32 protein-coding genes are annotated in these 25,557 nt (G+C 67.7%); 13 read left to right on the top strand and 19 right to left on the bottom strand.

The window, feature by feature from the left end:
- Positions 1-32: 32 nt before the first annotated feature.
- From ACMX37_RS16365 to ACMX37_RS16340, 6 genes are all read right to left on the bottom strand, one after another.
- Positions 33-995, bottom strand: a complete 963-nt coding sequence (locus ACMX37_RS16365; protein ID WP_483146936.1) for a ParB/RepB/Spo0J family partition protein — start codon at positions 993-995, stop codon at positions 33-35.
- Positions 992-1,768 carry a ParA family protein gene (locus tag ACMX37_RS16360; protein ID WP_483146935.1) on the bottom strand — a complete coding sequence of 259 codons (777 nt, stop codon included), beginning with the start codon at positions 1,766-1,768 and terminating at the stop codon, positions 992-994. Before ACMX37_RS16360 ends, ACMX37_RS16365 begins: the two co-directional genes overlap by 4 nt.
- Positions 1,769-1,826: 58 nt before the next feature.
- Positions 1,827-2,453 (bottom strand): 16S rRNA (guanine(527)-N(7))-methyltransferase RsmG, encoded by a 627-nt coding sequence (gene rsmG / locus ACMX37_RS16355; RefSeq protein ID WP_483146934.1) that lies wholly within the window; start codon positions 2,451-2,453, stop codon positions 1,827-1,829.
- Positions 2,450-4,300, bottom strand: coding sequence for a tRNA uridine-5-carboxymethylaminomethyl(34) synthesis enzyme MnmG (mnmG, locus tag ACMX37_RS16350; protein ID WP_483146933.1), 1,851 nt, complete (start codon positions 4,298-4,300; stop codon positions 2,450-2,452). Before mnmG ends, rsmG begins: the two co-directional genes overlap by 4 nt.
- Before the next feature lie 94 nt (positions 4,301-4,394).
- Positions 4,395-5,681, bottom strand: a complete 1,287-nt coding sequence (gene mnmE / locus ACMX37_RS16345; RefSeq protein ID WP_483146932.1) for a tRNA uridine-5-carboxymethylaminomethyl(34) synthesis GTPase MnmE — start codon at positions 5,679-5,681, stop codon at positions 4,395-4,397.
- 4 nt (positions 5,682-5,685) lie between these two features.
- Complete coding sequence (locus ACMX37_RS16340; RefSeq protein ID WP_483146931.1) at positions 5,686-5,952, bottom strand: DUF6489 family protein; 267 nt, start codon at positions 5,950-5,952, stop codon at positions 5,686-5,688.
- A gap of 99 nt (positions 5,953-6,051) precedes the next feature.
- Here ACMX37_RS16340 and ACMX37_RS16335 point away from each other — a divergent pair, with 99 nt between their 5' ends.
- Positions 6,052-6,750 (top strand): dienelactone hydrolase family protein, encoded by a 699-nt coding sequence (locus ACMX37_RS16335; protein WP_483146930.1) that lies wholly within the window; start codon positions 6,052-6,054, stop codon positions 6,748-6,750.
- Positions 6,747-7,154: a nuclear transport factor 2 family protein gene (locus ACMX37_RS16330; RefSeq protein WP_483146929.1), complete on the top strand. Its 408-nt coding sequence runs from the start codon at positions 6,747-6,749 to the stop codon at positions 7,152-7,154. The genes ACMX37_RS16335 and ACMX37_RS16330 overlap by 4 nt, the downstream gene beginning before the upstream one ends.
- Here ACMX37_RS16330 and ACMX37_RS16325 read toward each other — a convergent pair.
- The 5 genes from ACMX37_RS16325 to hemE form a co-directional block, all read right to left on the bottom strand.
- Positions 7,102-7,563, bottom strand: coding sequence for a BLUF domain-containing protein (locus ACMX37_RS16325; RefSeq protein ID WP_483146928.1), 462 nt, complete (start codon positions 7,561-7,563; stop codon positions 7,102-7,104). The two genes, ACMX37_RS16330 and ACMX37_RS16325, sit on opposite strands and share 53 nt — an antisense overlap.
- Positions 7,564-7,653: 90 nt before the next feature.
- Positions 7,654-8,046, bottom strand: coding sequence for a BLUF domain-containing protein (locus ACMX37_RS16320; RefSeq protein WP_483146927.1), 393 nt, complete (start codon positions 8,044-8,046; stop codon positions 7,654-7,656).
- Positions 8,047-8,113: 67 nt separating this feature from the next.
- Positions 8,114-9,379, bottom strand: coding sequence for a transcription termination factor Rho (rho, locus tag ACMX37_RS16315; protein WP_088912869.1), 1,266 nt, complete (start codon positions 9,377-9,379; stop codon positions 8,114-8,116).
- 202 nt (positions 9,380-9,581) lie between these two features.
- On the bottom strand, positions 9,582-10,025 hold the full coding sequence (locus ACMX37_RS16310) for a CopD family protein (RefSeq protein WP_483146926.1): 444 nt from the start codon (positions 10,023-10,025) through the stop codon (positions 9,582-9,584).
- A gap of 4 nt (positions 10,026-10,029) precedes the next feature.
- Positions 10,030-11,046 (bottom strand): uroporphyrinogen decarboxylase, encoded by a 1,017-nt coding sequence (gene hemE, locus ACMX37_RS16305; protein ID WP_483146925.1) that lies wholly within the window; start codon positions 11,044-11,046, stop codon positions 10,030-10,032.
- Between the two features lie 335 nt (positions 11,047-11,381).
- Here hemE and ACMX37_RS16300 point away from each other — a divergent pair, with 335 nt between their 5' ends.
- From ACMX37_RS16300 to ACMX37_RS16255, 10 genes are all read left to right on the top strand, one after another.
- Entirely contained in the window at positions 11,382-12,227 is an 846-nt protein-coding gene (locus ACMX37_RS16300; protein ID WP_483146924.1) for a pyruvate, water dikinase regulatory protein, read from the top strand.
- Positions 12,224-12,817, top strand: coding sequence for a Maf family nucleotide pyrophosphatase (locus ACMX37_RS16295; RefSeq protein WP_483146923.1), 594 nt, complete (start codon positions 12,224-12,226; stop codon positions 12,815-12,817). Before ACMX37_RS16300 ends, ACMX37_RS16295 begins: the two co-directional genes overlap by 4 nt.
- Positions 12,814-13,674, top strand: a complete 861-nt coding sequence (locus tag ACMX37_RS16290) for a shikimate dehydrogenase family protein (protein WP_483146922.1) — start codon at positions 12,814-12,816, stop codon at positions 13,672-13,674. The genes ACMX37_RS16295 and ACMX37_RS16290 overlap by 4 nt, the downstream gene beginning before the upstream one ends.
- On the top strand, positions 13,671-14,255 hold the full coding sequence (gene coaE / locus ACMX37_RS16285; RefSeq protein WP_483146921.1) for a dephospho-CoA kinase: 585 nt from the start codon (positions 13,671-13,673) through the stop codon (positions 14,253-14,255). Before ACMX37_RS16290 ends, coaE begins: the two co-directional genes overlap by 4 nt.
- A gap of 49 nt (positions 14,256-14,304) precedes the next feature.
- Complete coding sequence (gene dnaQ / locus ACMX37_RS16280; protein ID WP_483146920.1) at positions 14,305-15,009, top strand: DNA polymerase III subunit epsilon; 705 nt, start codon at positions 14,305-14,307, stop codon at positions 15,007-15,009.
- 75 nt (positions 15,010-15,084) lie between these two features.
- A complete protein-coding gene (hpf, locus tag ACMX37_RS16275) occupies positions 15,085-15,651 on the top strand; it encodes a ribosome hibernation-promoting factor, HPF/YfiA family (RefSeq protein WP_483146919.1) in 567 nt (188 codons plus the stop codon).
- A 172-nt stretch (positions 15,652-15,823) separates the two neighbouring features.
- Complete coding sequence (locus tag ACMX37_RS16270; RefSeq protein WP_483146918.1) at positions 15,824-16,285, top strand: PTS sugar transporter subunit IIA; 462 nt, start codon at positions 15,824-15,826, stop codon at positions 16,283-16,285.
- Between the two features lie 18 nt (positions 16,286-16,303).
- Positions 16,304-16,792, top strand: a complete 489-nt coding sequence (locus tag ACMX37_RS16265; RefSeq protein ID WP_483146917.1) for a PaaI family thioesterase — start codon at positions 16,304-16,306, stop codon at positions 16,790-16,792.
- Between the two features lie 3 nt (positions 16,793-16,795).
- Entirely contained in the window at positions 16,796-17,137 is a 342-nt protein-coding gene (locus ACMX37_RS16260) for a DUF1491 family protein (protein ID WP_483146916.1), read from the top strand.
- A 193-nt stretch (positions 17,138-17,330) separates the two neighbouring features.
- Positions 17,331-17,978 carry a cell wall hydrolase gene (locus tag ACMX37_RS16255; RefSeq protein WP_483146915.1) on the top strand — a complete coding sequence of 216 codons (648 nt, stop codon included), beginning with the start codon at positions 17,331-17,333 and terminating at the stop codon, positions 17,976-17,978.
- A 122-nt stretch (positions 17,979-18,100) separates the two neighbouring features.
- On the opposite strand, the gene xth is transcribed toward ACMX37_RS16255, so the two are convergent.
- The 3 genes from xth to ACMX37_RS16240 all read right to left on the bottom strand — a co-directional run bounded on the left by xth (position 18,101) and on the right by ACMX37_RS16240 (position 19,806).
- Complete coding sequence (gene xth / locus ACMX37_RS16250; RefSeq protein WP_483146914.1) at positions 18,101-18,895, bottom strand: exodeoxyribonuclease III; 795 nt, start codon at positions 18,893-18,895, stop codon at positions 18,101-18,103.
- Positions 18,896-19,003: 108 nt separating this feature from the next.
- On the bottom strand, positions 19,004-19,336 hold the full coding sequence (locus ACMX37_RS16245) for a HesB/IscA family protein (RefSeq protein ID WP_483146913.1): 333 nt from the start codon (positions 19,334-19,336) through the stop codon (positions 19,004-19,006).
- 38 nt (positions 19,337-19,374) lie between these two features.
- The gene (locus ACMX37_RS16240) at positions 19,375-19,806 is read right to left on the bottom strand and encodes a CBS domain-containing protein (RefSeq protein ID WP_483146912.1); all 432 of its coding nucleotides are present in this window, start codon (positions 19,804-19,806) and stop codon (positions 19,375-19,377) included.
- 162 nt (positions 19,807-19,968) lie between these two features.
- On the opposite strand from ACMX37_RS16240, the gene ACMX37_RS16235 reads away from it, so the two are divergent.
- Positions 19,969-20,280 carry a hypothetical protein gene (locus tag ACMX37_RS16235; protein WP_088912885.1) on the top strand — a complete coding sequence of 104 codons (312 nt, stop codon included), beginning with the start codon at positions 19,969-19,971 and terminating at the stop codon, positions 20,278-20,280.
- Here ACMX37_RS16235 and ACMX37_RS16230 read toward each other — a convergent pair.
- From ACMX37_RS16230 to ACMX37_RS16210, 5 genes are read right to left on the bottom strand one after another with little or no spacing between them, the layout of a single operon-like run.
- Positions 20,277-20,690, bottom strand: a complete 414-nt coding sequence (locus tag ACMX37_RS16230) for a (2Fe-2S) ferredoxin domain-containing protein (protein WP_483146911.1) — start codon at positions 20,688-20,690, stop codon at positions 20,277-20,279. The two genes, ACMX37_RS16235 and ACMX37_RS16230, sit on opposite strands and share 4 nt — an antisense overlap.
- Complete coding sequence (locus ACMX37_RS16225) at positions 20,687-22,843, bottom strand: S9 family peptidase (RefSeq protein WP_483146910.1); 2,157 nt, start codon at positions 22,841-22,843, stop codon at positions 20,687-20,689. Before ACMX37_RS16225 ends, ACMX37_RS16230 begins: the two co-directional genes overlap by 4 nt.
- A gap of 40 nt (positions 22,844-22,883) precedes the next feature.
- Entirely contained in the window at positions 22,884-23,372 is a 489-nt protein-coding gene (locus ACMX37_RS16220) for a DUF2497 domain-containing protein (protein ID WP_483146909.1), read from the bottom strand.
- A gap of 50 nt (positions 23,373-23,422) precedes the next feature.
- Entirely contained in the window at positions 23,423-24,895 is a 1,473-nt protein-coding gene (locus ACMX37_RS16215; RefSeq protein WP_483148430.1) for a TolC family outer membrane protein, read from the bottom strand.
- Positions 24,895-25,488, bottom strand: coding sequence for a protein-L-isoaspartate O-methyltransferase family protein (locus ACMX37_RS16210; protein WP_483146908.1), 594 nt, complete (start codon positions 25,486-25,488; stop codon positions 24,895-24,897). Before ACMX37_RS16210 ends, ACMX37_RS16215 begins: the two co-directional genes overlap by 1 nt.
- Positions 25,489-25,557 lie beyond the last annotated feature (69 nt).

Here is a 25,557-nt window from a genome sequence, read left to right as displayed (position 1 = left end):
AAAAAGCACGGCTCATCCCCACCTGGCCCCGCTCAGATCTCGCCGCCGGTGAGGCGCTGGCAGACCAGATCGAGCTGGTCGAGCGTGGTGTAGCGGATGGTGATCGTCCCCTTGCGCGGATCGACCTCGGGCTTGATCCGCACGCTCAGCCCGAGGAACTCCTCGAGATGCTGCTGGACCGCGAGAATATCCGCGTTTTCAGAGGTTTGATAGGCAGGCTGAGCCGGCTCGGGCCGCGCGCGCGGCTTCTTCGTGAGCGTCTCGATGTCGCGCACCGAAAGCCCTTCGGCAACGGCAAGCTCGGCGAGGTGGAGCGCATCGTCCCGCCCGATCAGCGCGCGGGCGTGGCCAATCGACAGCTTGCCCTCCTGGATCAGGTCGAGCACCGGATCGGGCAGCGTCACCAGCCGCATCATGTTGGCGACATGGCTGCGCGACTTTTCGACCATCTTGGCGATGTCGACCTGGATCATGCCCTCGTCTTCCGAGAGGCGGTGATAGGCGCGCGCTTCCTCGACCGGGTTCAAGTCCTCGCGCTGCAGGTTCTCGATCAGAGCGAGGGCCATGACCTCGCGCTCGGAAAGGTTGCGCACCAGCGCCGGAATCTCGTGCAGCCGCGCCTTCTGCGCCGCGCGCCAGCGGCGTTCGCCGGCGACCAGCTGGAAGCCCTCGCCGCCCGGGTGCGGGCGGACGATGATCGGCTGGATCACGCCCCGCGTCGCAATCGAGGCCGCGAGTTCGTCGAGCGCGCCCTCGTCGAAATGCTTGCGGGGGTTGCCGGGCAGCGGCTTGATGCTCGCGATCGCCAGCATCCGCAGCGGCGAGGATCCTGCGGCAGGTGCCTCGGCCGGCGCATCCTCGCGGCGCACCAGCGGCTCCTCGCGCCGCGTCTCCCCGAGCAGCGCCCCGAGCCCCTTGCCCAGCCGCCGCGGCTTGTCCGCAGACGCACGGAGATTGGCGGCCATTTCAGCGGTTTGCGCGGTATCTTCAGTCATGCGGCCTGTCTTTCTGCGGGAAATCGCCCGATCAGCTCGCGCGCCAGCGACATGTAGGCGCGGCTGCCGGTGCAGTGCTGATCGTAGATCAGCGCCGGGAGCCCGTGGCTCGGTGCCTCGGAAAGGCGGACGTTGCGCGGGATGACCGTCTCGAACACGAGATTGCCGAGGCAGTCGCGCACATCGTCCGACACCTGGTCTGTCAGCCGGTTGCGGCGGTCATACATGGTCAACGCCACGCCGATGATCCCCAGATCGGGATTGAACCGCTGCTGCACCTGGTCGACCGTCTGGAGCAGCTGCGAAAGCCCCTCGAGCGCGAAGAACTCGCATTGCAGCGGCACCAGCAGCGTATCGGCCGCACACAATGCGTTCAGCGTCAGCAGGCCGAGCGACGGCGGGCAATCGATGAAGCAGATGTCGTGGCCGGTATGTGCGGCCAGCGCCTTGTCCAGCCGGTGGGTGCGCCCTTCGACCGCCACAAGCTCGACCTCCGCACCGGACAGGTCGACGGTTGCGGGAATGATGTCGAGGCGCGGGATCGCGGTCGGCAGGATCGCGCTGGCGAGCGGAACCTCGTCGACCAGCAGATCATAGCTGGAAACGTCGCGTGACGCGGAATGCACCCCCAGACCGGTCGAGGCATTGCCCTGCGGATCGAGGTCGATCAGCAGCGTGCGCCACCCCGTCGCGGCCATGGCCGTGGCGATGTTGATCGCGGTGGTGGTCTTGCCCACCCCGCCCTTCTGGTTGGCGATCGCGATGGTCAGCATGGCGTGTCCCGTCCTTCCCGCACGCCGATTCAAGGTGAACTGGCGCGTGTTTCGCGTGTCAGGCCTTCACGATGATCCCGGCCTCGGGATCGGTCAAGGAATGTTTCACGTGAAACATTGCCCGAATCGAAGGCTTCAGTGTCTCCAACTCCTGCGCCGCCGAGCGCCCCTTGGGCAACACGTAGACGGTCCGCCTTGTGGAGAAGGGTGCGGATAGGTCGAGAAGTCTGGTGAGTGGAGCGAAGGCGCGTGCCGAAATGGCGCGGGCCTCAAACGGCGTCACGCGCTCGAGACGCTGGCCTTCGACCCGGCACTTCCGCAGATCGAGCGCAGCGATGGCGCGGTTCAGGAACTCGACCCGCCGCGCGCGGGATTCGACCAGGACCACCGGCATGTTCGGGCACAGCGCGGCAATCACCAGACCAGGGAAGCCCGGCCCGCTCCCGAGGTCGAGCCAGGGCCCGCCCCCATTAGCGCCCAATGTTTCACGTGAAACATTTTCCAGCAGCTGAGCCGAATCCGCCAAATGGCGCTGCCACAGCTGCGGCTCCGTTGCCTTGGCAACGAGGTTCTGCCGCTGGTTCTCCTCCAGCACGAGCGCGGCGAAGGTCTCGAGCCGCGCCATGCCCGCCGCGTCGGTCAGCCCCGCCACATAGGCGCGGGCCTCGGCTTCGTTGGTGATCATGCCGCCAGCCTGCGCCGGGCATGGACGAGCAAGGCGGAGAGCGCCGCCGGCGTCACCCCGGGGACCCGGCCTGCCGCCGCCAGCGTGCCGGGGGCGGCCCGGGTGAGTCGTTCGACCATCTCGGTCGAAAGCCCCGGCACCTCGCCATAGGGGAAGTCCGCCGGGAGCGGCAGCGCCTCGCTCGCCCGCAGGTCCCGCAGTTCGGCATCCTGCCGGGCGAGATAGGGTGCATAGGCGGCATCCTCCGCCATCTCCTCGGCGAGCAGCGGATCGAGCGCGGTCGTATCGGCGAGCCACGGTGCGAGTGCCTCGGGCGTGACACCATCGTAACGCAGCCACTCGGCAATGGTCTTCTCCCCATGATCGCGCCGCACCGGAAGGCCCAGATCGGCAAGCGCGCGGGCGTGGATGCGCTCGGAATGTTTCACGTGAAACACTGCCCGCAGCTCCTCGCGCCGTTCCCACCAGGTGCGGCGCTCCGCACCGACACAGCCGGCCTCGATTCCCAGGCCCGTGAGGCGGGTCGCCGCATTGTTCGCCCGCAGCCGGAGGCGGTATTCGGCGCGCGCCGTGAGCATCCGGTAGGGCTCGGTCACGCCCTGCAAGGTCAGGTCGTCGACCATCACCGCGATATAGGAATTGGCCCGGTCGAGCCGGGGTGCCTGCTTGCCGAGCGCCGCCGCGGCCGCCTCGAGCCCCGCGACAAGGCCCTGCGCTGCGGCTTCCTCGTAACCGGTCGTCCCGTTGATCTGACCGGCGCAATAGAGCCCTGGGATCGCGCGGACTTGCAAGTCGGGCGTGAGCGCGCGCGGATCGATGTGGTCATACTCGACCGCGTAGCCCGGCTGCACGATCACCGCGCGGCCGCAGCCCGGCATGGTGCGGACCACCTCCTCCTGCACATCGACCGGCAGGGAGGTGCTGATCCCGTTGGGATAGACGAGGTGCGTGTCCAGCCCCTCGGGTTCGAGGAACACCTGATGTCCCTCGCGATCGCCGAAGCGGTGGATCTTGTCCTCGATCGAAGGGCAATAGCGCGGCCCGGCCGCCGCAATCGCGCCCGAGAACAGCGGCGAGCGGTGGAGATTGGCGCGGATCGCGTCGTGCCCTGCCTGCGTGGTGCGGGTGATGGCGCAGAACACCTGCGGGTTGATGCGGGACGGGGTGAGCGGGGACATGGTCCACGCCTCGCCGTCCGAGGGCTGCTCCTCTAGCACCGCCCAGTCGATGGTTCGCCCGTCGAGCCGCGGCGGCGTCCCGGTCTTGAGCCGCGCCATCGGCAGCTCGGCGCCGCGCAGCTGCTGCGCCAAACGGTGCGCGGCGTTCTCGCCGATGCGCCCGCCCTCGAACCGCTCCTCGCCCCGGAACAGGATTCCGCCGAGGAAGGTGCCGGTGCAGAGCACCACGCGCTGCGCTTCAAGAGTGGTGCCGTCGGCGAGTTCGAGTCCGGCGACTGCCCCGCTCTTCAGCACCAGCGCCGCGGCCTCCCCCTGGACCAACGTGAGCCCCGCCTGCGCCGTTACCGTCGCCTGCACCGCCGCCTTGAAGCGCACCCTGTCGGCCTGAACCCGCGGACCCCAAACCGCGCTGCCCTTGGAGCGGTTGAGCATCCGGTAATGGATCGCCCCCGCATCCGCCGCCCGGCCGATCACGCCGTCGAGCGCATCGACCTCGCGCACCAGATGTCCCTTGCCGAGGCCCCCGATCGCAGGATTGCAGCTCATTGCGCCGATGGCCGAGAGATCGAAGCTCACCAGCGCCGTGCGCGCGCCCATGCGAGCCGCCGCGCAGGCAGCCTCCACCCCGGCGTGACCGCCGCCGATGACAAGGACGTCGAAGCTTTGCATGGGGCGCAGATAGGGCGCGGGGCGCGGATCGTCAAAGCGGATTTGGTGAGCGGAGGTGCCCGCAATGTTTCACGTGAAACATTGGACTGCGGGCTCACTTCCCGATGCAGAAACGTCCGAACAGCGTGTCGAGCATGTCCTCGGTCGTCGCCTGCCCTATCAGGCGGTCGAACGCGAGGCGGGCGCGGCGCAGTTCCTCCGCCACGAGCAGGGGGTCCGACAGGCGCGCCGCGGCTTCCAGCGCCTCGGCGGCTTCGGCGAGCCGCGCGTGCTGGCGGGCGTTGAGGGCCGCCTCACCGGGCTTGGGCAAGGCATCTCGTGCCGCTTCCACCAATGCCGTCTTGAGCGCCGCCACGCCCTCGCCCGTTCTGGCCGAGAGAGTGAAGCGGCCGCCCTGCTTGCTGGAAAAGCCCTCGCGGTCGGACTGCGCCGCAATCTCCCATGCGTCCTGCGGTCCCGCACCTTCGGGGCCCAGCCACAGGACCGTATCGGCGCGCGCCAGCTCGGCCTCGGCGCGGGCGATGCCGATGGCTTCGATCGCGTCCGCCTCGGCCCCATCACGCAGGCCCGCCGTGTCGACGAAAGTGAAGGGCACCCCGGCAATCGCCACGCTCCGCTCGATCACGTCGCGCGTGGTGCCGGCGATCGGCGAGGTGATCGCCGCCTCGCTCTCGACCAGTGCATTGAACAGCGTGGACTTGCCTGCATTGGGAGGCCCGGCGAGCACCACGCGGTAGCCCTCCCCCAACCGCTCGGAACGCGGGCGGGCGAGCCATGCGGCCAGCTCCCCGGCCAGCGCGGCAATGTTCCACGTGAAACATTCGGGAAGATCGGCGGCATCCTCCTCGTCGGAGAAATCGAGCACGCCCTCGACCTCGGCAGACAGGTCGAGCACCTTCTCACGCCAGCTTTCGACCTGACGCGAGAGCGCCCCGCCCGCATTGGCCAGTGCGGCCGCGCGCTGAAGTTCGGTTTCGGCGGAAAGCAGATCGCCCAATCCCTCTGCCTCGGCGAGATCGATCCGGCCATTGGCGAAGGCGCGCCGGGTGAACTCCCCCGGCTCCGCACGACGCACCCCGCGAAGCGAAGCGAGCGCCCGCTCCACCGCTGCAATGACGGCGCGGCCCCCATGGCAGTGGAACTCGGCCAGATCCTCGCCGGTCGCGGTCGCCGGACCGGGAAACCACAGCACCAGCGCCTCGTCGAGCGGCGCGCCCTCGGCATCACGCAAACGGGCGAGAGAGGCGCGGCGCGGCGTTGGCACCCGCCCGGCAAGCACCTCCAGCGCTGTCCGCGCCTGGGGACCGGAGACGCGGATCACCCCCACGCCCGCCGGCGGCGCGCCGCTCGAAAGCGCGAAGATCGTCGGCGCGTCGCTCACGGTGTCAGTCGGAGGAGGAGGTCTTCGATCCCGAGGAACCCGAGGCGGCTTTCATCCCGCTTTCGACGAAGCTCTGGAACAGCTTAAGCCCCACCTGCCCCATCGGCGCCAGCGCGCTGGCATATTGCTGGAGCTGGTCGGGGTTGGAGACGCCCTGCATCGCCTTGGCGAGGTTCTCGACATAGACATTGTTAGCCGGGCTCACATCGGGCAGGCCCATGAAGCTGCGCGCCTCTTCCGGGGTGCAGTCGATTTCGATGGTGATCTTCATGGGGCATCCCCTCCTCTCGTCGTGCGTCCTTCATTTGGGCTTGGCACGCGCGCAAGGCAAGAGATAGACCTTCGGGACACCCTGCAGGAGAGAGACCCCATGAGCCTCAACGAAACCATCCCGACCCTCGAAGGGGACGCCAGCTTTGGCGCCTATGTGGCGCGGCCCGAAGGCACGCCGCGGGGCGCGATCATCGTCATCCAGGAGATCTTCGGGGTGAACCCCGGCATCCGCCAGAAGTGCGACAAGCTTGCCGCCGAAGGCTACCTCGCGGTGGCGCCCGACCTGTTCTGGCGCCTCGAGCCGGGGATCGAGCTCGATCCGGACGTTGAACCGGAATTCCAGCGCGCGCTCGGCCTGTTCGGGGAGTTCGACCAGGATGCGGGCATCCGCGACATCGAAGCGACCATCCACCACATCCGCCGCACGCTCGGTGTCGCGAAGGTCGGCTGCGTCGGCTACTGCCTCGGCGGGCGGCTCGCTTACATGACCGCGGCACGCACCGACATCGACGCGAGCGTGGGCTACTACGGCGTCGGGATCGACGGACTGCTGCACGAGAAGCACGCCCTCGCCCACCCGCTGATGCTCCACATCCCCACGGCCGACGGCTTTGTTCCACGTGAAACACAGGAGGCGATGCACGCGGGCCTCGACGATCACCCCAAGGTGACGCTCCACGACTACGAGGGCCTCGACCACGGCTTTGCCACCGAACACGGCAAGCGCCGCAACGAGGAAGCCGCGAACCTCGCCGACAGCCGCACCGCCGCCTTCTTCGCGGAACACCTCGGATGAGCGGCGGGGCAGCGCACCAGGGCCTCGCCCGCTGGCACGCCTATATGGAGGGCGGGAGCGATCCCGCCGTCCTCGCCGATCTGCTTGCCGAGGATGCGGTGTTCCATTCCCCTGTCGTCCACACGCCGCAGGCCGGCAAGCCGGTGGTCATGGCCTATCTCGTCGCTGCCAGCCACGTGCTGGGGAATGACGCCTTCCGCTATGTCCGCGAGCTCGTCGACGGGGACGAGATGATGCTCGAATTCGTCACCGAACTCGACGGGATCACCATCAACGGGGTCGATATCATCCGCTTCAACGAGGATGGAAAGATCAGAGATTTCAAAGTGATGGTGAGGCCGTTGAAGGCCATCAACAAGGTCTGGGAGATGATGGGGGCACAGCTCGCGGCCGCGAAGGGATGACTTGCGCGGCGCTGGCGGCGAAGGCCTCCAAGAAGAAGTCGCGCACCACCTCCTCCACCTCTGCCGACACCGCGCCCTCGCCGCGCGCTTCGAAGAAGGCCATGGCATCCCCGATCTTCCGATCGTCGAAATATCGCATCGGCCAGCCGGGAAAGGTCGGCTCGGCAATCGAGCGTTCCTCGATCACCGCGACATCGCTGTGGCGCACATCCCGGCGGATGCTTTCGAACACGGCAAGCAGCTTCCATGTCGGCCCTTCGAGAACCTGGAGCAGCCTCCGGTCTGCACGCAGCAGCACGCCGGTAAGCCGGCGCGCCTGATTGGCACCCCGCGCCTGATGCAGCAGGTGGAACATCGCAGCCCGATCGAGGTCGGGCGCCGCGATGCTGGTGTAGATGATGCGCCGCATGACGCGATCTCCCGTGATGTTCGGGATAGGCGTCTATCTCATCGCGCCTGCCAGCGGATTGTCGCGACCTAAGGGATTACCCCTGAGGGGCTAGTTCAGCACCGCGAAATTGACGATCATCTTGTGCACCTCAGGGTCGAGCCCTTCGGGCAGATCGCGCTCGAGCATGTCGCGCCGGGCATCGATGCTCTCGGCGATCATCACCCGCTTCATCGCCCAGTCCGGGCACGCGCGCTCGCCGATCCCGCGGCGGTCGAGCACCGAGACGCCGCTGTGCCGCGGATCGGCGGTGATCGTCTCCATCAGCGCCGCGACCTCGCTGTCCTCGCCCTCGAGCAGCTGGAGGAAGTTGCGGCCGTTGAACAGCAGCAGCCCGGTGATGCCCCGCGCCGGATTGTTGCGCGCGCTCGCGGCGAGGATCGCGTCGACTTCCTCGCGCGGCAGGGTCGGCGCGGTGCTGATGTAGAGATACTGGCTGAGCACGAACGTCTTTCCCCGTCCCTGAAGATCCGTCCGCCGGGCCGACCCCTTGGCCCGGGCAGCGGACAAACTATTGATTCATCGTAGCGAAGAAATCCTCGTTGGTCTTGGAATCCTTCATCTTGTCGAGCAGGAATTCCATCGCATCTACGGTGCCCATCTGCATCAGGATGCGGCGCAGGACCCACATCTTGGAGAGGTTGTCCTTCTGGACAAGCAGCTCCTCCTTGCGGGTGCCGGACTTGCCGACATCGAGCGCCGGGAAGATGCGCTTGTCGGAAACCTTGCGGTCGAGCACGATTTCCGAGTTGCCGGTGCCCTTGAACTCCTCGAAGATGACTTCGTCCATGCGGCTGCCGGTGTCGATCAGCGCGGTGGCGATGATCGAAAGCGAACCGCCTTCCTCGATGTTGCGCGCCGCGCCGAAGAAGCGCTTGGGGCGCTGGAGGGCGTTGGCGTCGACACCGCCGGTCAGCACCTTGCCGGAGGAGGGCACCACGGTGTTGTAGGCGCGGCCGAGGCGGGTGATCGAGTCGAGCAGGATGACCACGTCATGCTTGTGCTCGACGAGGCGCTTGGCCTTCTCGATCACCATTTCGGCGACCTGGACGTGGCGGTTGGCAGGCTCGTCAAAGGTCGAGGAGATCACCTCGCCCTTCACGCTGCGCTGCATGTCGGTGACTTCCTCGGGGCGTTCATCGACCAGCAGGACGATCAGGAACACCTCGGGGTGATTGTCGGTGATCGCCTTGGCGATGTTCTGGAGCAGCACCGTCTTACCCGTGCGCGGCGGGGCGACGATCAGCGCGCGCTGGCCCTTGCCCTGCGGCGCGATGATGTCGATCACCCGCGCGCTCTTGTCCTTCACGGTCGGATCGAGCGTGTCGAGATTGAGCTTCTGGTCCGGATAGAGCGGGGTCAGGTTGTCGAAATTGGTGCGCAGGCGCACCGCATCGGGATCGTCGAAGTTCACCTTGGCAAGGCTGGTCAGCGCAAAGTAACGCTCGCCATCGCGCGGCGCGCGGATCTCGCCTTCCACCGTGTCCCCGGTGCGCAGGCCCCAGCGGCGGACCTGGTTGGGCGAGACATAGATGTCGTCCGGCCCGGCGAGATAGTTCGCCTCGGGGCTGCGCAGGAAGCCGAAGCCGTCCTGCAGCACCTCGATGGTGCCGATGCCCATGATCTTCTCTTCGTATTCCTCGTCCTCGGCGAGTTCGCGCAGGATCGAGAAGAGCAGATCCTGCCGGCGCATGGTCGAGGCGCCCTCGACGCCGAGTTCTTCCGCCATCGCGACCAGTTCGGCCGGGGTCTTTCGCTTGAGGTCCTTCAAATGCATTTTGTCTGTATTCCGAAAGTCTTGGGGTGGCCGGCTGGTCAGTACCGCCGGTGGAAGGCGGCGCCCCGGACTGGAAAGGGGCTGGGCTTGGAGAAAGCAGACCTTGGCGGAGCGGATTGGCGCTCCGGTTACCGGATGGGTGATCGGGAAATAGGAGCGCGCGCCTCCGAGGTCAATCGGCGATTGCGCCGCGGTGGCGGGCTCAGAAGGGCTTGAGGTAGACTAGCACCACGATCAGCACCAGCAGCAGGCCGGGCACCTCGCCGATCATGCGGAGCTGCTTTTCCGAAAGCGGCCGCTCGCCCCGTGCCATCTTCTTCGTCTGGGCCACAAGCCAGCCGTGATAGCCGGTCATCGCCAGCACCAGCGTCAGCTTGGCGTGGAGCCAGCCCTCGCTGAACCAGCCGCCCGACCATGCCATGCTCAGCCCCAGCACCCAGACGATGATGAGGCTCGGCGTCAGGATGATGCTGCGCAGCTTGCCCATCCGGGTCGCCCACTTGGCCTCGCCCGGCGAGCCCGGCGCGTGATCGAGCATGTAGATGCACTGGCGCGGCAGCATGAACAGGCCCGCCAGCCAGAACACCATGAAGATCACGTGCCCCGACTTGAGGAACAGGTAGATCGAAGAGAGCAGTTCCTGCATCGGCTCAGCCCCTCAGCGCCGCGAGAAGATCCTCGACATGCTGGATCGGCGTGAACTGGCCGATCCCGTGGCCGAGATTGAAGACATGCGGACGATCCTCGAAGGCGGCGATGATCGTGCGCACACGCTCGGGCAGCGCCGGACCGCCGGCCTCGACCAGCAGCGGGTCGAGATTGCCCTGCACCGGCATCCCGGCAGGAAGGCTGGCATGGGCCCAGGCGGGATCGAGCGTCTCGTCGAGACCCACGGCGTCGACCCCCGTCTCGCGCGCATAGGCGGGCAGTTTCGCGCCCGCACCCTTGGGAAAGCCGATCACGGGGGTATCCGGATGGCTCTCCTTGAGCTTCGCGGTGATCGCCGCGTTGGGCGCGATCACCCACTTCTCGAACTGGTCGGGGGCGAGGCTTCCGGCCCAGCTGTCGAACAGCTGCACGGCTTCCGCGCCCGCATCGATCTGGCCGCGCAGATAGGTGACGGACACGTCCACGATCGCATCGATGATCGCCTGGAGATGCGCCGGATCGCGATAGGCGAGGAGGCGCGCCGGCCCCTGGTCTTTGGAGCCCTCGCCCGCGATCATGTAGGTCGCGACCGTCCAGGGGCTCCCCGCAAAGCCCAGCATGGTCACCGCCGGCCCGATCTGTTGGCGGGTCAGGCGCACGGTCTCGTAGACCGGCTCGAACCGCTCGAAGGCGGGGGTAAAGGACTCCAGCCCGACCTCGAGCAGCGTCGGCGAAAGGTGCGGGCCTTCACCGGCGGCGAAGGTCAGCCCCTGCCCCATCGCATGCGGCACGATCAGGATGTCGGAGAACAGGATCGCCCCGTCGAACCCGAAGCGCCGGATCGGTTGCACCGTGATCTCGGCCGCGGCTTCGCTGTCGTAGACCAGTTCGAGGAAGCCGCCCTTCTCCGCCCGCAGCTCACGATATTCGGGAAGATAGCGCCCCGCCTGGCGCATGAGCCACACGGGGGCGACAGGCTGGCGGACACCTTTGAGTGTATCGAGAAGCGGACCGGGCATGGCGTTCCTTAGAGCAAATCAATTCAAGTTATAAAAGGAATGATGGAGTCTGTTGGCCCTGTGGAAAGCGGGAATTACCGGCCTCTGCCCGGTTTGCCCGAAATGCCCCAGTGGATTCAGCCCCCATCGAATCCGCACGGATTGGACGTCAAGCGAGCTTTATCCCCACTCTTCCCAGCCTGTCGACAAAACTTGTCCCGTGTGCGCAAATCGCCGCGCGAAAAAGCCGAGAGCGGGCAGGAAAATCCCTCCCCCGCTTGTCCGCCAGCCCCTCCCGTGGTTTATGCGGCGATCTGTCCACAGGCGCCGCCAGCGGCGCAAGCCAGCGGCGAATCATGAACCGATTGAACCTGCATCTTGTATCGGATTCGACCGGCGAGACGCTGGAGATGATCGCCAAGGCGGCGCTCGCGCAGTTCGACAATCCGACGGTGAACCGCCATTTCTGGCCAATGGTGCGCTCGCTCCAGCATCTCGACCGGATCGTCCCCGATCTCGCCGCGCATCCCGGGCTGGTGCTCTACACGCTGGTGAACCCCGAAACGAGAAAGCGGCTCGAGGAGCATTGCCGCCACCTCGGCCTGCCCGCGGTGCCGGTGCTCGACCAGGTGACCGCTGCGCTCGAGGCGCAATTGGGGCAGGAGGCGCATGGCCGCCCGGGCCGCCAGCACATGATGGACGAGACCTATTTCAAGCGCGTCGACGCCATCCAGTACACCATCGCCCATGACGATGGCCTCGCCCACGAGGAATGGGAGCAGGCCGATATCGTGCTGGTCGGGGTCTCGCGCTCGTCCAAGACGCCGACCTCGATCTATCTCGCCAACCGCGGCTACAAGGTGGCGAACATCCCGCTGGTGGTCGAGAGCCCGCCGCCCAAGGCGCTGTTCGGCCTCAGGCATCCGCTGGTGGTGGGGCTGACGACGAGCCCCGAGCGACTGATTCAAATCAGGCGCAACCGGTTGTTATCGCTCAATGAAGCAACCGAGACCGCCTATGTCGACAACGACCGCGTCAAGGCCGAACTGCAATTCGCGCGGCGGATGTTCGGGGACAATGGCTGGCCGGTGATCGACGTCACCCGCCGCTCGATCGAGGAGACCGCGGCGGCGATCATCCGGCTCGCGCAGGAGCGCGACCGGCGGCCGGCGGGCGAGAGCGGCGAAGGCAAGCCGATATGACTAACCCCCTGATTCTCGCCAGCAAATCCGCCTCGCGCCGGGCGATGCTTGATGCTGCCGGCGTGGCTTACGAAAGCATTCCCGCCGATATCGACGAGCGGGCGGTGGAGGCGGACCTCGCGGGTGCCTCCCCTGCCGAAGTGGCCGAGGCGCTGAGCGTGGCCAAGGCCGCGGCGGTGGCGGCTCTGCACCCGCAAGCCCTTGTTATCGGCTCGGATTCCCTCGTGGTCTGCGCCGGTCGCCGCTTCGACAAGCCGCGCAGCCGCGAGGAGGCGGGGGAGCACCTGCGGTTCTTCTCGGGCAAGGTGATGGAGCTCCACTCCGCCGCCGCGCTGGTGCAGGATGGGGGGTGCCTGTGGAGCCATGCCAGCTGCGCACGCCTGCATGTCCGCGCGCTGTCCGAGGAATTCATCGAACATTATCTGAGACTTGAATGGCCCGCCATCGGCCATACCGTAGGGGCTTTCCGGATCGAGGGGCCGGGAGTGCAGCTGTTCGAGAGCATCGAGGGTGACCAGTTCACCGTCCTCGGGATGCCGCTGCTGCCCTTGCTTGGAGCCCTGCGCGAGGAAGGGGTGTTGCTCGCGTGACCAAGCCCTATGCCGAGGTGATCGGCGATCCCATCGCCCAGTCCAAGTCCCCGAAAATCCACAATTTCTGGCTCGGAAAGCTCGGGATCGAGGCCGACTACCGCGCCTGCCACGTCATCCCCGACCAGCTCCCCGCCTACCTCGCCGCTCGCCGGGAAGATCCCGACTGGCGCGGGTGCAATGTCACCATGCCGCACAAGCAGGCGATCATGCCGCTGCTCGACCGCATCGACCCGCCTGCGGACTCCATCGGGGCGGTGAACACCGTGGTACGACATGGCAACGACATCGCGATGACCGGCACCAATACCGACGCGGCGGGCTTCCTCGAGCCGCTGGCGGGCGAACTCGCCAAGACCCACTATTTCCGCATGGCCCGCATCATCGGCACCGGCGGCGCGGCCCGCGCGATCATCGCCGCGTTGGCGGGGCACGGCTTCACGCTGGTGGTCGCGGCGCGCGATCCGGGCAAGGCGCGCGCCCTGCTCGACGAGCTCGCACCCGGCGGCGAGCACCACACGCCTCCCCTCGCCCACTTCGCCGGCCCGACCGACTTCGCCTTCGACGACCGCGAGGGCTGCCTCGATCTCGTGGTCAACGCCTCTAGCCTCGGCATGGCCGGGCAGCCGCCCCTGCCCTTCGACTGGAGCCATGCCCCGCCGAGGAGCATCGCCTACGACATCGTCACGGCCCCGCTCGACACGCCCTTCCTGCAAGGCGCCCGCGCGCGGGGGCATCGCACCATCGACGGGCTCGCCATGCTGATCGGCCAGGCGGCGGTCGCCTTCGAGAGATTCTTCGGCCAGCCCGCTCCGCGGGAACATGACGCCGAACTGCGCGAGTTGCTCACCACATGACCCGCCCCAAGATCATCGGCCTCACCGGTTCCATCGGCATGGGCAAATCGACCGTCGCCGCCATGTTCGCCGAGGCCGGAATCCCGGTGTTCGACGCCGACGCCGAGGTGCGCGCGATGCAGGGGCCGGCCGGCGAGCTCGTCCCGGCGATCGAACAGGCCTTCCCGGGATCGACCGGCCCCGAGGGCGTCGACCGCGACCGGCTGGGGCATCAGGTCTTTGCCGACAAGGCCGCGCTCGCGCGGCTCGAGGCGATCGTCCACCCTGCCGTCGCCGCGAAGCGCGCCGCCTTCCTCGAACAGCACGCCGACAAGCGCGCGGTGGTGTTCGACATCCCGCTGCTGTTCGAGCGCGGCGGGCATTCTACGGTCGACACGATCGTGGTCGTCTCCGCCCCCGAGGCCGTCCAGCGCGCCCGTGTTCTCGCCCGCCCGGGCATGACGGAGCAGAAATTCGAGCACATCTTCGGCCTCCAGCTCCACGATTCCGAGAAGCGCGAACGCGCCGATCACGTCATCGACACCGGCACCAGCCTCGCGGAAACCCGCGCCCAGGTGGCCGCGCTGATTGCGTCACTTTGATTGCAGCGAGCGCTTGCATGTCGCCCGGGATGGGAGGATAGTCCTGCAAATGCGTGAGGTCATCTTCGACACCGAAACCACCGGGCTCGACCCCAAGACCGGGGACCGCATGGTGGAAATCGGCTGCATCGAGATGATCGACCGGGTCGAGACCGGCCGCACCTTCCACGCCTATTTCAACCCTGATCGCGACATGCCGGTGGAAGCCGAGCGGGTCCACGGCCTCAGCGCCGCGTTCCTCGCCACCAAACCGCGCTTTGCCGAACTGGCGGACGAACTGCTGGAATTCCTCGGCGATGCCCCGCTGGTGGCGCACAATGCCGGGTTCGACTTCGGCTTTCTCAACAACGAGCTGGAACTGGCGGGCCGCGCGGCCATCGGCATGGAGCGGATGGTCGACACCGTCGCCATCGCCCGCAGGAAGCACCCCGGCGCCAAGCTCAGCCTCGATGCGCTGTGCACCCGCTACGGGATCGACCGGAGCCACCGCGTCAAGCACGGCGCGCTGCTCGATGCCGAACTGCTCGCGCAGGTCTATGTCGAGCTGACCGGCGGGCGGCAGATCGGCCTCGGCCTCGCCCCCGGGGACGCCGCCCCCGCCCATGTCGCGACAAGCGTCACCAACGTGCCCTGGTACCGTCCGTCCACGGACCGGCCCCGGCGCGAACCCCGCCCCCATGTTGCCAGCCCGGAGGAGCTGGAACGACACCGTGCATTCATTGCCGGGATCACGGATGCGATCTGGGCCAGCTGAAGTCCGCTCAAGCGCAACGATCGCACCGTCACACCACCACTGGGATCCTCATCACCGACGGGAGGAACACGCTTCATGGATATTCGGATTTCCGGCCACCAGATGGACACCGGCGCCGCCTTGCAGGAACATGCGAGCGAGCGGCTCGGCGCGATCGTCGACAAGTATTTCGACCGCGCGCTTTCCAGCCAGGTGACCTTCGGCAAGGCGCCCGCGGGGGCCTTCACCTGCGACATCGTCACCCACGTGATGCAGGGCCTGATCCTCAAGGCGCAGGGGACCGCGCATGATGCGCACGTCGCCTTCGACGACGCGGTCGGCAAGATCGAGAAGCAGCTCCGCCGCTACAAGCGCCGCCTGACCGACCGCCACGAGCAGGCCGATCACGCCCGCGGCGAGGAGGAGGCCGCCTACACCATCTTCGCCGTCGAGGAGGACGAGGAGGAGGAAGTCGTCGCCGATGCCCCGCTGGTGATCGCCGAGACCCGCGTCGACATCCCCACCGCCAGCGTCGCCGACGCGGTGATGATGCTCGACCTCAGGAACACCGGCGCCCTGTTTTTCAAAAACGCTGGCACCGGACGGCATAATATGGTCTACAGGCGCGCCGATGGCTCGATCGGTTGGGTCGAGCCGAGATAGGGCTTGAAGAGCCGCCTGCCGTTACGGCAAGGCCCCTCTTCGCAAAGGCCCAGGCGGCGGCAGCAGGAGGGGCTCCGCCCCGGCCCGGCGGTGCCTTTCGGGGGCGCGACCGGTCCGGACTTTCGCCACCGTGCCGATGGGGGGCGCGTTTTCTTCCGGGATTGTTGGGACAATGGACGTCAACCTCGCTCTTTCACCTCAGGCCATCGCCTTCGCCCGGCTCGATTCGAAGCCGAAGGTGCTGGCGCGCACGGCGCAGCTGCTCGCCCACGCCTACGGGCTGGACGAGAACGAGGTGCTCGAGAATCTCGAGGCGCGCGAAGCGCTGGGGAGCACGGGCTTCGGGCGCGGGGTGGCGATTCCGCACTGCCGCTCGAAGGACATCCGCCGCCCCTCGATGGCGCTGATCCGGCTCGAGACGCCGATCGATTTCGCCGCCGCCGATGCGCGGCCCGTGACGCTGGTGTGCGGGCTGGTCTCGCCCGAGAACGCCGGGGCGACGCACCTCCACGCCCTCGCCGCGATCTCGCGCCTGACGCGTGACGAGACGATGCTCCAGATGCTCGCCGACGCGCCCGATACCGAGGCGGCCTATGCGCTGCTGACCAACCAGTTCCTGCGCGACGCAGCCTGATCCTTCCGACGCGTGACGATGGCCCACGGTGACGGACTTCCTCCGGCAAGCGGTGCCGAGCAGCATTACCGGGCTCTGGAGCGGCTCTATGCCTCGGCGCCGGTCAACACCAAGTTCGCGAGCGCGCTGCACATCCCGTGCGAGGGCCGCTCGCGGCTGACCTTCACCGTCACACCCGAGGATTACCACGCCGCCGGCGCGGCGCACGGGACGATCTATTTCAAGATGCTCGACGATGCGGCCTTCTATGCCGCCAACACGCTGGCGACCGACCGCTTCCTTCTGACCACCAGCTTCAACCTTCACTTCACCAAGCCGGTTCGCGCCGGGCAGGTGACCGCCGAGGGGCGCTGGGTCAGCGGGCGCCGCCGCGTCTTCGTCGCCGAGGCGCGGCTGGTGGACGAGGAGGGCGAGGAGATCGGGCGCGGCACCGGCACCTTCATGCGCAGCCGCATCGCGCTCTCCAGCCTGCCCGGGTATGCCGCGGCGGGCCCTTCGGGGCTCTAGCGGATGCAGGACCGCCTGCCCGCGCACCTCGAGGCAAGCGCGATTCTCCGCCTCGCCGAGGCGCAGGGCGGCTTCGCCACGGTGCTTGCCAAGGGCGAGCGGGATGCGGGGACAATCCTCCTGGTAACCCTCTATCGCGGTGCGGGCGCGGTGCTTTACGAAAGGATGCCGCAGCTCGACGGATCGCGCAAGTTTCTTGCTGCGAAGCGGGAGAACCCTGATAACCCGCAGGAATTCCCCGAATATCTGGCCCGCCGCCGCCATCAGGACAGCGATATGTGGCTGATCGAGGTTGATATCGCGGATGCGGAACGGTTCGTCGCAGGGCTCGACGAATTGCGTTGACGTAAACGGCAGGTGCCGCCAGAGGCCCGCTCCAATTCCTCGCGCAGGCTGGCAGGACGGCAATCCGGCCGTATCGACCAGCACGCAGACGGGGAGCGGCCGGCAGGCTTCTTCGAACCCCCCTATCCCGTAACGGTCCGGATCAGGTTCCCGCCTGCGCCTGTGCGCGCTCACCGCCCGATTTGTAGTATTGATGCGTCGCAAGACCACCACCTTCGTCGCGATCGCCGCTGTGGCTGTCGCAACCACGTTGTTCCCGGGCGGCCGCAATGCCGCCGCCCTCGCCGAGGCCGCCACCGGAGTGCCTGTCGCTCCCGCAGAGGCCCTCGAACTGGTCCCCGAGCCGGTCATCTTCGTCTCCGAGGAAGTGGTGCAGCCGCTGCCCTCCGAAGCGCCCGCCGAGACCCCTGTCCTCACCGAAGCCGGATCGCTCCACGAGCTGGTCGGCATGATCGACACCGACGCGCCGATGGACAGCGAGATGCGCTGTCTCGCGGGTGCGGTCTATTTCGAGGCGCGCGGTGAGCCGCTGGCGGGCCAGCTGGCGGTGGCGCAGGTCATCATCAACCGCACCGAGGATGGCCGCTTCCCGCGCTCCTATTGCGGGGTCGTCGCCCAGCCGGGTCAGTTCTCCTTCATGCGCGGAAGCCGGATGCCGGCCGTGCGCGAAGGCTCGCCCGCATGGGAGCGCGCCGTCGCGGTCGCGCAGATCGCGCACCGGGGTCTGTGGGAGTCCGGGGCGGAAGGTGCCGTGTTCTTCCACGCCCGCTACGTGAAGCCGGGCTGGAGCCGCACCAAGACGCGGCTGGCGCAGATCGACACGCATATCTTTTACAGATAATCCTCGCGGCGCCTTTGTTGCCCTACCGCGTCGCTACTTGAGGGCGGGGTACGGCGCGTAGCGCCGCAAGCCCGAACGGGCGCCCGCAGCCGATCGCCCGCAAGGGCGAGACTCGGCGAGGATCAAGCCTTCAGGCGCACCCAGACCGGCGTGTGGTCGCTCGCCTTCTCGCGGCCGCGATAGCTCTTGTCGATGCCGCAGGCCTCGAGCCGGTCGGCGCATTCGGGCGAGAGCAGGATGTGGTCGATCCTGAAGCCGTGATCGCGCTGCCACGCGCCCGCCTGATAGTCCCAGTAGGTCCACACCCCTCCGCGCGGGTTGTGGGTGCGGATCGCATCGACCCACCCGTCCGCCAGCAGCCGCGCATAGGAGGCGCGGCTTTCGGGCTGCATCAGCGCGTCGCTTGCCATCGCCTTCACCGACCACACATCGTCGTCATGCGGGATGACGTTGAAATCCCCGAGCACCACCGCCGGAATCTCCGCCGCCCAAATCTCCGCCATCCGTTCCCGCAGCCGCGCCATCCACGCGAGCTTGTAGGTGAACTTCGGCCCCGGATGGGGGTTGCCGTTGGGCAGGTAGAGACAGGCGATGCGGATGCCCGATACATCCGCCTCCAGATAACGCGCCTGCTCCTCGTCTCCCTCGTTGGGGCCGGGAATGCCGAGCCCGCGCTGCAGCTCGGTCAGCGTGTGGCCCGCGCGGCTATCGGCCAGGATCGCGACCCCGTTGAAGGCCTTCTGCCCGTGGGTGAGGACCGCATAGCCCAGCGCCTCGATCTCGGCCGCGGGGAAGCCTTCGTCCTGCGACTTGATCTCCTGCAGGCAGGCGACCGCCGGGCGGGTTTCCTCGAGCCACTCGAGAAGGCGCGGCAGGCGCGCCTTGATGCCGTTGATGTTGTAGGTGGCGATTTTCATCTTTTTTCCGTTCGGGCTGAGCTTGTCGAAGCCCTGCCCTTCTTCTTCGGGCCAACGCTAGAAGAAAGGACGGCCCTTCGACAAGCTCAGGGCGAACGGAGGTTCGCGTTAGATCCCGAAGCTCGCCCCGCAGCCGCAGCCTGCGGCGGCCTGCGGATTTTCGACCTTGAAGGCCGCGCCGCCCAGCGATTCCACGAAATCCACCGTGCTCCCGGCGATGAGATCGAGGCTGACCGGATCGACCACCAGCCTCACTCCGTCGGTCTCCGAGACGCTGTCGTCGGCTTCCGGCCCCTCGGCGAGGTCGAACTTGTACTGGAAGCCCGAACAGCCCCCGCCCTCGACCGCAAGGCGCAGGATCGCGGGGCGCGACTGCTTCTGCGCGATCAGGGCGACCCGCCTGGCGGCGGCAGGGGTGAGGATCAGGGGTTCGGCGCTCATGCCTGCAATCTAGGGTGCGCGCCGCCCCGACTCAAGGGTCACACCGCCTGGATGTAGTTGCGCAGCGCCTCGGCCTCGTGCTGCACCTCGTCCATCTTGTGCTTCACGAGATCGCCGATCGAGATGAAGGCGACCAGCGCGCCATTGTCGACCACCGGGAAGTGGCGGAAACGGCGGCGTGTCATCATGCCCAGCGCCTCGTCGATGGTGGTCGAGGGTTCGACCGTCACCGCGGGCGAGGTCATGATCTCCTCCACCGGCACATCGAGGCATTCCCTGCCCCGGTCCGCGAGGCGGTAGATCACGTCGCGTTCGGAGACGATCCCGACCACGCGGCCATCGCGCATCACCGGCAGGGCGCCGATGCGGCGGGTGGCGAGGGTCTCTACGACCTCGGATACCGGGGTGTGGCAATCGCAGGCGATGATGTCGGATGCGGCGCGGCGGGCGATGATCTGGGCAATGTTCATGACGACTCCCTCACTCTCCACTTGTGGAGGTGACACGTTTGCGGCGGAAAGGCGAATCTGCCCGTCGCAACATGCGTTTCGGCGGCGGCGTGCGCCGCACGCAGCGTCCCTTGCGGCTTTCGCGCGTTGCAATGCGGCCACGCGCGCGCCATGTCGGGAGGCATGACCCGCAAATCCCCGCTCGAGGATCCCGTGAACGCCGCCCATGCCTGGGCGCGCTATCGCCAGATCATGAAATGGCTGCTCGCCGCGACGGTGCTGACCGTGGGCATCGCGATGGGCCTGCTGTTCGCCTTCAACGGGGCGATCTCGGTCCACTTCTACATCGCGGTGGCGCTGGGCATCAGCCTGACGATGCTGCTCGGTGGCGGGCTGATGGGGCTGGTGTTCCTCTCAAACGGCACCGGCCACGACGAATCCGTCGACAACCAGATGCCGGGCCGCGACGAGTTCTGGAGCCCGAAGGAGGACTAGTCCTTCGGCATGAGCCGGTAATCCTCCACCGGCACCCCCCCGATCAGGTGTTCCTGGATGATCCGTTCGAGCACCTTCGGGCTGCACGAGTGGTACCAAATCCCGTCAGGCCACACGACCGCGACCGGCCCTGCGGCGCAGATCTGGAGACAATCGGCCTTGGTGCGCTGCACCCCGCCGCCGGGTCCGCGCTTGCTCTCCGCGCCGCGCTGCGGGCCGACCAGCCCCAGTTCCTTGAGCCGCCCCTTGAGGTAGCTCCACGCCTCCTCGCCCTCCTTCCTCGAACAGCACTTCTGCTTTTCCGAGAGGGCGCAGAGCATGATGTGGCGGGTGATCGCGGTGCCCTGCGCCGGATCGCCGAAATGCTTGCCGAGCGAATGGCGCGCGGATTCGAGTTCCTGCCGGCTCAATTTCCGCCGTCCCGCTTCAGCCAGCGATCGAGCCAGGCGAACACCGTCTGGTGCCACTGCAGCGAGTTCTTCGCGCCCAGCACCCAGTGGTTTTCGTCGGGGAAGACCAGCAATTGCGACGGGATGCCGCGCTCCTGAAGGGCGGTGAAGCTCATCAGCCCCTGCGTGTAGGGCACGCGGAAATCCTGCTGGCCAGTGACGACCAGCATCGGCGTCTTCCACTTGGCGACGTGGTTCGCCGGGTTCCACTTCTCGTAGGTATCGCGCGCCTCTTCGTAGGAGCCGCCGAAATCCCAGCGCGGGAACCACAGTTCCTCGGTCGAATAATACATCGAGCGCATGTCGAAGATGCCGTCGTGCTGGACGATACACTTGAAGCGCTCGGGCCAGTTGCCGGCGATCCAGTTGACCATGTAGCCGCCGTAGCTCGCCCCCATCGCGCAGGCGCGGCTGCCGTCGATCTGGGTGTCGAGCTTCAATGCGGCCTCGAGGCCCTTCTGGAGATCCTCCAGCGGCCCCCCGCCCCAGTCCTTGTTGATCGCGTCGGTGAAGGCCTGCCCGTATCCGGTGCTGCCGTGGAAATCGACCGAGATCACGGCATAGCCCTGGCTGGCGGTGACGCGCGGGTTCCAGCGGTTCGACCAGGCGTCGTTGAAGCTCCCCTGCGGCCCGCCGTGAATGTAGAGGATCGCCGGGATCGGCCCGGTCTGGTCGGCAAGGCGGGTGATCTGGCCCCACACCGTGTCCCCGTTCGCGCCGGTGAAGCTGAAGCGGCGGGTGACGATGTTGGCCATCTGCCCCATGCGGGTGGTGGCGACATCGGTGAGCGGGCGGGCCTGCCCCATGCCGTCCGACAGGAACAGCTCCGCCGGCGCGCCGAGCGAATCGCGGGTGAACAGCGCCCCGCCCTTCGGCAGCGGCACGAGATTGGCGATATGCGCCTCGTTCCCCGCCATCAGATTGAGTTCGGTGACCTTGCCCGTGGCGATGTCGATGCGGAAGGCGGGGGTGTCGAGCACCTTCTGCGCCGTGGCGATCAGGTGCTTGCCGTCGGGCGCCCAGGCGAGGCTGGCGAAGGAGAGGTCGGTGTCCTTCGTCAGGTTGCGGGTTTCGCCGGTATGGAAGTCTATCAAACGGATCGAGAGCCGGTCGGCTTCGTAGGTCGGCCGGTCCATCGCCAGCCAGGCGAGATAGCGGCCATCGGGCGAGATTGCCGGGGTGGTGTCGGTCGCGGTGTTGTCGGCCGTCAGATTGCGCGGGGGTGCGCCGAGCAGGTCCGAGACATAGATGTCGAGATTCGTGGATCCCGGCTCCGCGCCGTCGGCCTTGCGCGCGGTGAAGTAGAGCTGCTCGGCATCGGGCGAGAAGGCGATCTCCTCGCCGCCGCCGAAAGGCATCGTCGGGGTGTCGGCTACGAGGCCGGTGGCGGGGTCATCGCCGTCGACCGGCACGCCGTCGCCCACCACTCTGCCGTCCGCGAGGCCGAAAACGAAGATGCGGTTGTGGAGCCCCGGGGTGGCCCAGCGGTCCCAGTGGCGCACGAAGCCGTCCGAACCGTCATAGAGCCGGCCGCTGCCGGGGCCGGGGAGATAGCGTGCCGTGGCATCGGCGCAGCCGAAGGTCCGGCATTCGCGCGGGACTTCGCCCCACACGGCGATGGCATCGCCGGTCGACGCGAGTTTGAACCCGGCTATGTCGGCATGGGGGAAACCGGCGACCAGTTGCGGTGCACCGGCGGCGCCGTCCTTGCCGAGCGTGACGCGCCACACCCGCCCGCGCGCCTCCGCGCCCGCGCCGTCAGGGTGCTCGCTGCTGAGGAAATAGAGCGCCCCGTCGGCGCCGAAGGCAAGGCCCGAAGCACGGATCGCGATCGCGAGCGGCACCGGCGCCGCGCCGGGCCTGGCGAGGTCGATCAGGTAATGGGCCGGGCTGCGCTTCAGCGTCTCCGCGTCGGTGACGGTCACGGAATAGACCGCCAGCGTCCCCTCGGCATTGACCGCGGGCGCACCGAGGCGGGGCAGGGTGACGAGATCCTCGGCGCTCATCGGCGCGGCGGTCACGCCGGGAATGGCGGAAGGGGCTTGCGCCGACAGCGGTGCGGCGGCGAGCAGGGCGGCGGCGATCACGGCGCCGGAAACGGGAAGAATGCGCATGACGGCGGGATTACTCCCCCCGTCCCGCCATTGCCAGACCTTAGCGGCGCTTGCCGACGATCCGCGCGATTTCGGCCTGCACGAGGTTTTCGACCATCGCCGGCAGGTTCGCCTCCAGCCATTCGGCCAGCATCGGGCGCAGCAGCTCGCGGGTCAGGCCCTCGAGCGAGGTTTCGCCCTGGCGCACGATCTGCGGACGCGCGGGCGGTTCGGCCAGCATCGCGAGCGCGGCGAGGTTCTCCTGCATCGCATCGCGCACCTGCGCGGCGATCAGCGGGGTTTCATCGGCGGCGGCGAGCGGCACGGCAGAGGGTTCCTCGGCCACTTCGAGATCGGCGAGGTCGAGCACCTCTTCCTCGTCGCGGACCTTGTGGGTGCGGGCGAGCGGGGCGGGCGGGGCGTTGTCGTCCTCCGACACGAGCATCCGCCGGCGCCGCGCTTCGAGCGCGCCGGCGCGGTTGTCGCGCGCGATCACCTTCTTGATCGATTCGAGGATTTCCTCGACCGAAGCTTCGCCGTCCTGCGCCATAACCTGCCTCGTACCCTCTACCCCGGCCTCGTCCCGAATCGGGACCGGATTCACTCGCCGGGGAGCAATTGCGGGCCGATCATTGCGTCGGCGGGGGGAATGTCAACGGTTCGGGTCGATTTCGGTTCGGGTTCGGGATCGCGGTCCCAGTCCCACATCTTGCTGCTGACCCGGTCGGCATTGACCTGCGGATCGTAGAGCGGCCCGCCGGTGTCGAGATTGAGATCGCGCGCTTCGGCCCGGCCCATCAGCGCCAGCAGGTTGAAGCCGGCGACATAGGCATTGCGCCGCGCGGTCACCAGCTGGGCGCGGGCGTTGAGCAGTTCCTGCTCGCCATTGAGCACGTCGAGCACCTGGCGGTTGCCGATCGAGTTCTCGGCCCGCAGCCCCTCGAGGCTGAGCTCGGCAGCTTCGACCGCCGCCTGCGCGCTCTTGATCACGGCATTGGCGGCCTGCCAGTTCGACCAGGTCGAACGGGTCTCGGCGATGATCTGGCGTTCGGCGGCGATCACGTCCTCGAGCGCGGCGCTCTCGCGCGCGCCGGCCTGGCGCTGGCGGGCAGCGGGAAGGCCGCCCTGGAACAGCGGAATCGTGACGCGCACGCCGGCATTGGCGGTCTTTTCGCTCTGGGCGAAATTGGCCGAGATCGGGCCGCCGAGCGTGCCGAAGAAGTCGCTGTAGTCGCCGTTGACGAAGACGCCCACGGTCGGCAGCCGTCCGGCGCCTGCGGCCTTGGTGTCGAACCCGGCGGCCTCGGCGCGCTGCTTGGCGGCATCGAGGTTGGGGTTGTTCTCCAGCGCGCTGACGATCGCCTCGCCCACGGTCGCCGGAAGCCCGGGGAGCGGCGGCGGCGCGTCGAGCTCGCCCGGGGCCTGGCCGACGAGGCGGATATAGGTCTCGCGCGCGGCGATGAGGTTCGCCTGTGCCGTCTGAAGGTCGCCCTCCGCCACCGCGAGGCGCGAGCGCGACTGGGCGACATCAGTGATGGTCAGGTCGCCGATCTGGAAGCGGTCGCTGGTCGCCTCGAGATTGGTGCGCAGCACCGCGACGTTGTTGGTCGCGAGCGCCACCAGCGCCTCGGTGCGCAGCACGTCCATGTAGGCCGCGACCACGTTGGCGAAGAGCGTGCTTTCGGTGTTGCGCAGGTCGGCCTGCCCCGCCTCGACCCGCTCCTTGGCGGCGGCGATGGCGTTGCGCACCGCACCGCCCGAGTAGACCGGCACCAGCATCTGCACGTTGACGCCGAGGTTACGCTCTGGCGCGGTGAAGGCGTTGGCCGATTGCTGGATGAACTCGATATGGGTGGCCTGCACCGCGAGCGAGGGAAGGCCCTGCGCGCGCTGGATCGGCACGTTCTCGTCCGTGGCGCGCTGGTTGGCGCGCGCGGCCTCGAGCGTGGGGTTGGTGTTGTAGGCACCCACGAGCGCCTCGCGCAGGTTGTCGGCCGCGGCGGGCGCGGCCGGCGCCAGCAGCGCGAGCAGGCTCGCCGTGCCGGCCAGCCGCAGCGAGGCGGTGTTGAAGATCACGCGAAGGTCCAGCCCTTCGGCGCGTCGAAGGCGTGGAGCACGGGGATGCCGAGATCCTCGACCGGCTGGAGATTGACCGTTCCGGCGATCTTGCGACCGCTCGCGAGGCGGGTGACCTGGCGCAGGAGCAGACCGGTGACGATGTCGCCGCCCTCGGCAAGCTGTGCGGCGAGGTTGTCGGGCAGACGTTCGATCGCCCCGTCGATCACGATCAGCGAATAGGAGCCCGACCCGGTGCCGGCAACGGCCTCGGCGGCGTCGATCTCGGTCAGTTCGGCGACGAGCGGGCGCAGCAGGGCGGCGAGATAGCCGGTGCCGCCGCTCACCACGAGAACCCGCGAATCCGGGGACGGGGCGGCCTCGGCCAGCAGCTTGCCGTAGAACAGCGGCGCGGCGAGGTGGCCCTGGGCGCCGAGCGACACGGCGCGGTCGATATAGGCCAGCGCGGCCTTGTCGGCGGGCAGGAAGTCCTCGCGCGGGACGGCGAGCATGCGGGCCAGCACATATTCCTCGTTGACGCCGCTGGTGCGCAGCTGGCTGTCGATCATCGCGCGGCGGGCGACATGGGTGTCGGGAAGGGTCGTCGTCATGGTGGTCATGTTCTCTTGGTGATACTGTATTAGGAACGCAATACAGTCCGTCAACCCTCTCCTTAAACG

This window comes from Porphyrobacter sp. THAI-01a, assembly GCF_056868655.1.
The sequence above is the reverse complement of the archived record's forward strand: the minus strand, read 5'-3'. Positions and strand labels throughout refer to the sequence as shown.

What these genes read in the sequence shown, in the direction of transcription:
- ACMX37_RS16365 (WP_483146936.1), bottom strand. Translation starts at nt 995, where the DNA reads ATGACTGAAGATACCGCGCAAACCGCTGAAATGGCCGCCAATCTCCGT.
- ACMX37_RS16360 (WP_483146935.1), bottom strand. Translation starts at nt 1,768, where the DNA reads ATGCTGACCATCGCGATCGCCAACCAGAAGGGCGGGGTGGGCAAGACC.
- rsmG (WP_483146934.1), bottom strand. Translation starts at nt 2,453, where the DNA reads ATGATCACCAACGAAGCCGAGGCCCGCGCCTATGTGGCGGGGCTGACC.
- mnmG (WP_483146933.1), bottom strand. Translation starts at nt 4,300, where the DNA reads ATGCAAAGCTTCGACGTCCTTGTCATCGGCGGCGGTCACGCCGGGGTG.
- ACMX37_RS16340 (WP_483146931.1), bottom strand. Translation starts at nt 5,952, where the DNA reads ATGAAGATCACCATCGAAATCGACTGCACCCCGGAAGAGGCGCGCAGC.
- ACMX37_RS16335 (WP_483146930.1), top strand. Translation starts at nt 6,052, where the DNA reads ATGAGCCTCAACGAAACCATCCCGACCCTCGAAGGGGACGCCAGCTTT.
- ACMX37_RS16330 (WP_483146929.1), top strand. Translation starts at nt 6,747, where the DNA reads ATGAGCGGCGGGGCAGCGCACCAGGGCCTCGCCCGCTGGCACGCCTAT.
- ACMX37_RS16325 (WP_483146928.1), bottom strand. Translation starts at nt 7,563, where the DNA reads ATGCGGCGCATCATCTACACCAGCATCGCGGCGCCCGACCTCGATCGG.
- rho (WP_088912869.1), bottom strand. Translation starts at nt 9,379, where the DNA reads ATGCATTTGAAGGACCTCAAGCGAAAGACCCCGGCCGAACTGGTCGCG.
- ACMX37_RS16310 (WP_483146926.1), bottom strand. Translation starts at nt 10,025, where the DNA reads ATGCAGGAACTGCTCTCTTCGATCTACCTGTTCCTCAAGTCGGGGCAC.
- hemE (WP_483146925.1), bottom strand. Translation starts at nt 11,046, where the DNA reads ATGCCCGGTCCGCTTCTCGATACACTCAAAGGTGTCCGCCAGCCTGTC.
- ACMX37_RS16300 (WP_483146924.1), top strand. Translation starts at nt 11,382, where the DNA reads ATGAACCGATTGAACCTGCATCTTGTATCGGATTCGACCGGCGAGACG.
- ACMX37_RS16295 (WP_483146923.1), top strand. Translation starts at nt 12,224, where the DNA reads ATGACTAACCCCCTGATTCTCGCCAGCAAATCCGCCTCGCGCCGGGCG.
- coaE (WP_483146921.1), top strand. Translation starts at nt 13,671, where the DNA reads ATGACCCGCCCCAAGATCATCGGCCTCACCGGTTCCATCGGCATGGGC.
- dnaQ (WP_483146920.1), top strand. Translation starts at nt 14,305, where the DNA reads ATGCGTGAGGTCATCTTCGACACCGAAACCACCGGGCTCGACCCCAAG.
- hpf (WP_483146919.1), top strand. Translation starts at nt 15,085, where the DNA reads ATGGATATTCGGATTTCCGGCCACCAGATGGACACCGGCGCCGCCTTG.
- ACMX37_RS16270 (WP_483146918.1), top strand. Translation starts at nt 15,824, where the DNA reads ATGGACGTCAACCTCGCTCTTTCACCTCAGGCCATCGCCTTCGCCCGG.
- ACMX37_RS16265 (WP_483146917.1), top strand. Translation starts at nt 16,304, where the DNA reads ATGGCCCACGGTGACGGACTTCCTCCGGCAAGCGGTGCCGAGCAGCAT.
- ACMX37_RS16260 (WP_483146916.1), top strand. Translation starts at nt 16,796, where the DNA reads ATGCAGGACCGCCTGCCCGCGCACCTCGAGGCAAGCGCGATTCTCCGC.
- ACMX37_RS16255 (WP_483146915.1), top strand. Translation starts at nt 17,331, where the DNA reads ATGCGTCGCAAGACCACCACCTTCGTCGCGATCGCCGCTGTGGCTGTC.
- xth (WP_483146914.1), bottom strand. Translation starts at nt 18,895, where the DNA reads ATGAAAATCGCCACCTACAACATCAACGGCATCAAGGCGCGCCTGCCG.
- ACMX37_RS16245 (WP_483146913.1), bottom strand. Translation starts at nt 19,336, where the DNA reads ATGAGCGCCGAACCCCTGATCCTCACCCCTGCCGCCGCCAGGCGGGTC.
- ACMX37_RS16240 (WP_483146912.1), bottom strand. Translation starts at nt 19,806, where the DNA reads ATGAACATTGCCCAGATCATCGCCCGCCGCGCCGCATCCGACATCATC.
- ACMX37_RS16235 (WP_088912885.1), top strand. Translation starts at nt 19,969, where the DNA reads ATGACCCGCAAATCCCCGCTCGAGGATCCCGTGAACGCCGCCCATGCC.
- ACMX37_RS16225 (WP_483146910.1), bottom strand. Translation starts at nt 22,843, where the DNA reads ATGCGCATTCTTCCCGTTTCCGGCGCCGTGATCGCCGCCGCCCTGCTC.
- ACMX37_RS16220 (WP_483146909.1), bottom strand. Translation starts at nt 23,372, where the DNA reads ATGGCGCAGGACGGCGAAGCTTCGGTCGAGGAAATCCTCGAATCGATC.
- ACMX37_RS16210 (WP_483146908.1), bottom strand. Translation starts at nt 25,488, where the DNA reads ATGACGACGACCCTTCCCGACACCCATGTCGCCCGCCGCGCGATGATC.